The organism is Bradyrhizobium shewense (assembly GCF_900094605.1).
Taxonomy (GTDB): Bacteria; Pseudomonadota; Alphaproteobacteria; order Rhizobiales; family Xanthobacteraceae; genus Bradyrhizobium; species Bradyrhizobium shewense.
Window position 1 is genome coordinate 1 of sequence record NZ_FMAI01000088.1, and the last position, 2370, is coordinate 2370.

The following is a 2370-nucleotide window of genomic DNA, read 5'->3' on the forward strand; positions in this document are numbered from 1 at the left end:
CCCTGAAAGCATCTACGCGCCTTTTTGAGTCAGGCTCTAAGGACCGCCGTTGCATAGCTTCGATCGAATAGGCTGGCATCTTTAAGCCCACTCACGATCTCTCCGATCTGGAGCGGCTGTGTTGATACCAGCTGCTATTATTAGCTCACGATCCCCATGTGCCAGGGCACGAACTCATTGTCTCCCAGTCCCAGCAATTCACTCTTAGTACGCTCGCCCGACGCCGCGCGCAGAATGTGTTTGAAGATCTCCTGACCCATTTCCTCGATCGTGCGCTCACCGTCGATGATGAGCCCACAGTTGATATCCATATCTTCGGCAAGGCGTTTGTAGATGGGCGTGTTGGTCGCAAGCTTCAGCGTCGGCACCGGTTTTGAACCAAACATTGAGCCCCGTCCAGTCGTAAAGCAAATGAAGTTGGCACCACTCGCGATCTGTCCTGTCACCGCGACAGGGTCATAACCCGGCGAATCCATGAAGACAAACCCCGTGCGATCAATGGGCTCAGCGTATTCGTAGACCGCTTGAAGTGGGGTTGTGCCACCCTTCATCGCCGATCCAAGTGATTTCTCGAAGATATTAGCGAGCCCGCCTTGCTGATTGCCCGGGCTAACCACACCATTGAACTGACCATTGTGGCCATGCGTATAGCGCTCCCACCAAGCGAGGCGATCCATCAGCTTCTGGCCGACTTCGGGGGTGATAGCTCGGCGTGTAAGTAAGTATTCAACGCCATGGATTTCAGGCGTTTCCGAGAGTATCGCTGTGCCGCCGTGACGCACAAGCAAATCCATTGCGGCACCGAGCGCCGGATTAGCCGAGATACCGGAGAAGCCATCCGAACCACCACACTCAAGGCCGATCTTGAGATGACTCGCTGGCACTGCGCGCCGTACAACGTCGTTCGCCGCGGGCAGCATTCGCTTTATTGCGGCGATGCCAGCTTCAATTGTCGCGCGGGTACCACCGACGTCCTGCATCACAAGAGAGTGCAGCGTCTCACCGGCTTGCAAGCCCTGCGTGTCCAGGAGACCAGCGACTTGGTTGCGTTCGCAACCAAGTCCGACGACGAGCACGCCAGCCAAATTCGGGTGACGGGCGTAGCCGGCAAGTGTGCGCCGCAAGACATCGAAGTGCTCGCTGGGCGACGACATGCCACAACCGCTCGTTTGCGCAAAGGCAACCACGCCATCCACGTTCGGATAAGGAGCAAGCCGTTCGGGCGTGAACCATGCGGCAATGTGTTTGATTACGGTAGCGGAGCAATTAACCGACGCAAGAATTCCGATGAAGTTGCGAGTCGCGACCCGGCCATCGGACCGCACGATTCCGGAAAAAGTGGCTCGCTCGGACTCAGGGATATAATTGACAGGCCGCACGTCGAGACCGAACCCAGGATCGCGCTCGAAATCGACTAACTCGACGTTATGGCTATGGACATGCTCGCCGGGTTCGATGTCGCGCGATGCGCGGCCGATGATCGCGTTGCATTTGCGTATCGGTTCACCGCGGGCGATCCGATACGCTGCCACCTTATGGCCCGGGATGATCGCCTCCGGCAGCTCGACCGTGGCCTCACCCACGCGCACCCGCTGGCCTACAGCGAGCGCTTCGCGTGCAATCAGAACATTATCCGTCTCGCTGAGGCTCAGCAAGGGCCCGGTGAAGTTCGCATTTGTGTGGAGCATGCCGTCCCGTTCCTTTAGCCGCGCTCAGCTATCGCAGCTTTCAAAGCTTTGATGTAAACCCTTGCTGTAACTAACAACAGACGTGCCAGTTACTAGTTTGTTCTCGCGAGTGCGCGGCGCGCGCAAGTTTCAACTGTTTGTGTAGATATGCACTGTTAGGAGTATCGATGTCCGCGAAAATGGGTTCATAGTTGCAGGAATCCTGCAAATGAGTGACGCTCTCTGGCAGTACCGCCGTGCGATTTTTCAGCCTTCGGTACGTTCTACTAACAACAAAGCACCGGCGTTGTGGAATTATGCGAGCAAGTCGCGCCGCACCGCTTGCTCGCTTCGATAGATGAGGCATCGCGCTAATCGAATGCGGCAATCGATTAGCCTCCGCAAAGGAGTGGATAGGCATAGAGCCCATTTGCCGAGCATTCATCTTCATCTGGCACATGGCTGGTCGGTAAGCCGTTACTCGCTGCATCGACTATCGAGTGTCGTTCATTAGCATCCCAATCCGGGCTTCACGATACAGCCACCAACAGTGACGTGCCCCCGCCAAATTAGGCCAGTTTGAACTGGAATTTTCCATTTATGATCCCCTGACGGTGACGAGGAGAGTTCCATGAAGGCATCGAAGTTTTCAGAGGCGCAGATCGCATTTGTTTTGAAGCAAGCTGAAGATGGCTCGGCGGTG

Annotated in this window: 1 protein-coding gene and 1 pseudogene; both read right to left on the bottom strand. The window is 56.1% G+C overall.

What is annotated here, in order from left to right; translation table 11 throughout:
• Positions 1 to 140 precede the first annotated feature (140 nt).
• Positions 141 to 1688 (bottom strand): UxaA family hydrolase, encoded by a 1548-nt coding sequence (locus tag GA0061098_RS43325; RefSeq protein ID WP_091968236.1) that lies wholly within the window; start codon positions 1686 to 1688, stop codon positions 141 to 143.
• A gap of 489 nt (positions 1689 to 2177) precedes the next feature.
• A pseudogene (locus GA0061098_RS45875) lies at positions 2178 to 2370 on the bottom strand (hypothetical protein); the annotation flags it as partial.